Raw genomic sequence first — 5202 nt, 5'->3', positions numbered from 1 at the left:
TTGAGTCTCCCACAAGCACAGTGAACTCCCCGGCAGGTAAAGCAGAAGTATTATAGTTGTATGTGAATTTTCCTTCCTGGTCGGAGTCAATGATCTCAACAGCTTCAAGATATATATTGATCTCTTTCTCTTTATCATTTGCCAGGCCATGAATTGATATGTCATATTTGCCTGAGGGTACGTTCTCCTCTGAGAATACCGCTTCATCACTGTTTGCTTCGAATGTCCTGGTAAAAGTAATGAACATCTTAACACTAAAGCTGAGGTTCTTGGCCTTGCGGGCCTTTATGGTAAAACTGTTTGGACCATCCGGTATCTCTACGTTATCCATATTGTACTCATACTTTCCATCTATAACAGGAACCTTCTTTTCAAAAGATACCTTTACCTTGACTTTGGAATCAGGGGTTGTGTTACCTGTAATAGTAAGGGTATCGCCCACCTGAGGCTTTGGTGGTATATGATCCCAATTTACAGTGACATCGTTTGTACTGATATCCAGATTGCGATGTCTTAGACGGTTTATAACTTTCAGTATATTGAGAAAAAAGCTCTGTGCCTTACTATCGCCCACAATTCCCCCTGCCACACCTCTATGAATGTGGATATATGGAAGAGTTATTCTTCCTCTTCCTTTTTCGGCTCTTCTTTTTTAGTATCTTCCTTTTTCTCACCGATTATCTCATCAAGCTTATTCTGGATCTGCTGCATCTGTTCTTTCAGGATCTTCAGGTCTTCCTTCTTCACAACATCGGCCCGCTTGAAAGTTTCCTGCACTTTTGCATTGATCTTCTTTTCAATATCCTCTTTCTGTTTTTTCTGTTCTTCGAGGACCTCTTTGACGAACTTTTTCCCCTCTTCTTTGTTCATCTCCCCACTTTCTATAAGCTCCTTTGAGAGCTCGTTGATCTTATCTTCAGTAAGGGCCCACAGGCCAATTCCAAAAAGTCCTAATTTTTTCAGAGTGCCTTTCATACTATTTCACCTCATTAAGAGTTGTAGTTTGCTGAAATAAATATCTTTGTATCATGCGTAGATGAACAGAGCTATTGTGCATGGTAAATAAGAAAGAAAAGTTGTGCAGTGATTCTGGTAATGCACATCACTACTCATTCATAAGTGAATCCATCGTCCTCTCCAGGTACGTGGCATGGCTCATCTCTATAAGGCGGTTTGACACTTCAACAGGGTCTCCGTCCATTATTGCTTTTGCATCATCTATAAGGACTGCCCTGTGAGATACTTCTTTCACGAAGTCCATATGATGGCTTACGATGATCATGGTGGTACCGAATTCCCGATTGATCCTTTTTAGAGAATTTGTAACATCCCTGAGTGTTACAGGGTCCAGATCACCGAATGGTTCGTCGAGCATGAGTATTTCCGGACTTGTGGTAAGTGCAAGAGCTATATAGGCCCTTACATGTTCCCCGCCACTTATCTGGTACGGCGTTTTGTAAAGGATTTCCAGAGGCAGATCAAGAGCCTCGAATATCTTTGTTGCATGTTCCTTCACGTCTTCGAAGGTGACCTTAGGGAAAAGTTTGGCGTAGATCTCAGGTTTTATTTGCATCTGTTTCATGATCTTATCTTTCTCTTCCTCTGTCAGATCAGGTAATGTGTAGAGCATATCCAGTATTTCTTCGGACACTTTCAGATCTTTTGCCTTTTCCCTGGCATATTCCAGAGATCCCGGACCTTTGATACGCATTCTGAAACCTATTTGCTGACCCACGGTGGAATGCGGGGAAAGGGTGAATTCCTGATGCATCATACTTATTTTTTTTCGCAGTTCTATCCTTTTGGGAGTGAAATGTGTGATGTCCAGCCATTCGCCATCATGCAGATACAGTACCTCTCCGGAAGTGGGGGGTGTAAGCCCTTCGATCATCTTAAGCAGGGTAGTCTTGCCTGCTCCCGATTGTCCGATGAGTGATACTATTTCTCCTTTATGTATGTCAAGTGATAACTCATTGAAGTTCAGCACCTCTCCTACCCTAATAAGGGCCAGGCGCTTACTGACATTGCTTACTTTGATAACTGTTTCCTTTTTCTCCATCGGATTGATCATGACCTGTGGTTGCATATCCTTGAGGAAATGTTTCAGCACGGTTTTTGTTTTTCCTTCCTCTATTATATGCCCGTTTTCCAGATATATGAGCCGATCGGAGATATACATGTGCAGTTCCGGCAGGTGGGACACTACAATTATGGGGATGTTGAGTGTTTTCTTCAGATTCTTTATAACGTCAAGAACTTCCTGCTTTGTACCAGGTCCTGTCATGGTCACGGGTTCATCAAGCAATAATAGTTTTGGTTTTGCAGCAAGCTGGCGTGCGAGGATAAGCCTTTGCTTCTCTCCGCCACTGAGAGCACTCGTTGCATGCAGTGCTTTGTGCCCAAGACCTACAAGCTTAAGGTATTCCATTGATTCCTCGTACATCTCATCGTAGGATGGGGAGTCGCTCTCAGGAAGGCCTTCATGCCCCTCCTGTCTGGAATTGATCCTGCGAATGATGTTCTCTATGGCAGGTCCGTTCCATAGTCCGAAATTACGCTGCAGATGGATGGCAGTGTTCCGTATAAGGGCCTTCATATCATCCTTATCTGAGTCCGGGAAGAATTGTTTTCCTTCAAGTTCGATGATCCCTTCATCAAAACTTTCAACACCCCGGAGTATCCTCAGCAGTGTGCTCTTCCCGCTTCCACTTTTCCCGGTTATACCCAGTATCTCTCCATCATCTACAGTAAAACTAATGCCTTCAAGCACTCTTTTCTGTTCTTCCAGTACATTATAGTCCTTTACAAGACCTTCTACCCTGAGCATAAGATATCCTCTCCGTAAGTGGTTCCAGGAGCCATAAAAAAGGAAAGATGTATTTGTGTGTATTTATCTTTTGATAGCAGATACCAGTTCCCGGATCTTACCGGTAACATCGGAAGTTTCTTCCACAACTGTGCCTGTAACGATCATATCAGCACCAGACTGCACGCATTTGCGTGCTGTTTCTGCATTCCTGATGCCTCCTCCTACTATGAGCATGTTGTTCCCCAGCGCATGCTTGACAGCAGCGATCATCTGAGACGTTGCTGGGCCATCTGCACCTGATCCGGCTTCGAGATAAGTATAGTGCATGCCCAGGTATTTACCTGCAAGAGAATAGGCAACTGCTATTTCGGGCTTGTTCTTTGGAATGAGCTTTGCATCGCCTACCCATCCCACTGTGCCCCCGGGCTCGATAATAATATATGCCATGGAGATGGCTTCAATGCCGCTTTTATACACCAGCGGAGCACCCATGGCCTGGTTACCGGTTATATAGTTAACATCCCTTGAGTTGAGCAGGCTCATGAAAAAGATGGCATCTGCATGCGCACTCACACCTGCGGCGCTGCCGGGAAATAGTATTATGGGCAGATTAATTTCTTCTTTGATCTTCAATATAGTTTGATCAAGGAGCACACCTCCGGCTCCGGTTGACCCTCCTATCATTATCGCATCCGTGCCACCCTGAGCTGCAGCAAAGGCCATCGCTGCCGCCTCTTCCGGGGACTGGGATGCAGGGTCGATCAGTGTCAAGTGAACTGTACCTTCGCGCTCTGCGATCTCGTTCAGGTACTTTTCCACTTGCATGGGCCGGATCAGCCACCCTTTGCTTCCTTGGACTTGGGACGTAGTGCCTTGCTTCCGCATTTCCTGCACCTTTCTGCACGTGAAGCGTTGCGGGCATTACATTTCATACATATCTTTTTGTTAAGTATCCTGTTTTCTGCTTCTGGGAATCTTGCCATGTTAATTCACCTTGATAATATGGAATAAATGATCCTAATAGTAGGCTGGTTACATGAAGTTTAAGACATATAATTGTTTTGGATAGGTTGCTCACTTTGGAGGGAGCTTGCTTATTCTCTCCACATTTTCTTTTCCTCAATTATATCCCATAGTTTTTTACCCTTATTATCGAGTCTTGTACGAATTATTTCGATACCATCTTCTTTACTGATATTTTTCTCAGTAACAAATTTGATGAGATCTACAATATCTTCTGACTCAATCCTAAATGTAGGATTGGAGTCTTTATTATAAACTCCTATCAAAATTACTGAATTATATGGTGGGTTCGGAGGTGTGCATATTACAGAGTGCCTATTTCCTCTATTGTTCAATTCACCTGTTAAAATATTCATCCATTCCACAGCAATTTTTGGATCAACTTTAGACTTTAAACAATCATAAAATATTTGGTCAAGCAACATATTTTGGACTATCCTCGGATCGGACCTGCCAGCAGTTTTCTTCATGACCTCGCCCACAAGAGAGTTGAGTGCCTTATTTTTTCCTTCAAGGTAGTCACGCACGACTTTTGGTTTTTCAGCCAATGCTTCTGTAACTGCCTTTATAATAATTTCTTCATTTGGCATTCCTTTTCTTTTATAGGTTTTACCATCAAGTAGACTACGAAGTTCTTCTATACCTTCACTCTCGCTGATGATTTTATCTTGCACATCCCTTATAATTTCTATGAACTTTAATGAATTAACTGTGGTTGTCTTATTCTTATCTTTTCGACTTGTACCAATAATAATTATTAAATTTTTAGGATTCAAGGGGTCAAATCTTTCTCCTGAATGAATAACTACATCTCTATAGTTCAATTCACCTTTTAGAATGTCAGCTACCCATACAGCAGCGATCTTATGATTAATTTCATGAGCAACAGCCTCATAAAAATCTGCAATAAATTTGTCTGAGGTAAGTGCTTTGGCATGCATATCTGCTATTCCGTACTCTCGCATGAAACGGTCCTTCTTTGCATCAGGAAGTTCCGGCAGGGCTTTGAGGATCTCAGGCACTCTGTCGGCCACTCTCATGGGTACTAGATCGGGTTCCGGGAAGTAGCGGTAGTCATGTTCTTCCTCCTTCGTACGCATAGAAATTGTGACGCCTCTGGCTTCATCGAAGTGCCTGGTTTCCAGTGTAATCTTGCCACCACGTCTGATGTGGTTCTTCTGCCTCATTATCTCGTAGAGCAGGGCTCTCTCTGCTCCCTTGAAGGAGGAGATGTTCTTGACCTCTACGCGGTCTCCGTAAAAGACTGAGACATTAGCATCGACTCTCATAGCTCCCTCCAGGTCACCGTTGAATACGTCAAGGTAGTCAAGGATGCTCCTTAGCTTGTCCAGATAGCGCCTTGCTTCCTT

4 protein-coding genes and 2 pseudogenes are annotated in these 5202 nt (G+C 43.3%); all 6 read right to left on the bottom strand.

Features of this window, described 5'->3' with window-relative positions:
• Positions 1 to 574: pseudogene (locus ACCM36_RS00835) on the bottom strand (hypothetical protein); the annotation flags it as partial.
• Between the two features lie 44 nt (positions 575 to 618).
• Entirely contained in the window at positions 619 to 975 is a 357-nt protein-coding gene (locus ACCM36_RS00830) for a phasin family protein (RefSeq protein WP_370571803.1), read from the bottom strand.
• Between the two features lie 130 nt (positions 976 to 1105).
• On the bottom strand, positions 1106 to 2827 hold the full coding sequence (locus ACCM36_RS00825; protein ID WP_370571802.1) for an ATP-binding cassette domain-containing protein: 1722 nt from the start codon (positions 2825 to 2827) through the stop codon (positions 1106 to 1108).
• A 63-nt stretch (positions 2828 to 2890) separates the two neighbouring features.
• Positions 2891 to 3634, bottom strand: coding sequence for a geranylgeranylglyceryl/heptaprenylglyceryl phosphate synthase (locus ACCM36_RS00820; RefSeq protein WP_370571801.1), 744 nt, complete (start codon positions 3632 to 3634; stop codon positions 2891 to 2893).
• 8 nt (positions 3635 to 3642) lie between these two features.
• Complete coding sequence (locus ACCM36_RS00815) at positions 3643 to 3792, bottom strand: 50S ribosomal protein L40e (protein ID WP_370571800.1); 150 nt, start codon at positions 3790 to 3792, stop codon at positions 3643 to 3645.
• 111 nt (positions 3793 to 3903) lie between these two features.
• Positions 3904 to 5202 (bottom strand): annotated as a pseudogene (locus tag ACCM36_RS00810) (hypothetical protein); the annotation flags it as partial.

It is taken from the genome of Methanomethylovorans sp. (assembly GCF_041305605.1).
Classification (GTDB): domain Archaea; phylum Halobacteriota; class Methanosarcinia; order Methanosarcinales; family Methanosarcinaceae; genus Methanomethylovorans.
Note: the sequence above shows the minus strand (reverse complement) of the source record. Positions and strands in the feature narration are given on the sequence as shown.

What these genes read in the sequence shown, in the direction of transcription:
- ACCM36_RS00830 (WP_370571803.1), bottom strand. Translation starts at nt 975, where the DNA reads ATGAAAGGCACTCTGAAAAAATTAGGACTTTTTGGAATTGGCCTGTGG.
- ACCM36_RS00825 (WP_370571802.1), bottom strand. Translation starts at nt 2,827, where the DNA reads ATGCTCAGGGTAGAAGGTCTTGTAAAGGACTATAATGTACTGGAAGAA.
- ACCM36_RS00820 (WP_370571801.1), bottom strand. Translation starts at nt 3,634, where the DNA reads ATGCAAGTGGAAAAGTACCTGAACGAGATCGCAGAGCGCGAAGGTACA.
- ACCM36_RS00815 (WP_370571800.1), bottom strand. Translation starts at nt 3,792, where the DNA reads ATGGCAAGATTCCCAGAAGCAGAAAACAGGATACTTAACAAAAAGATA.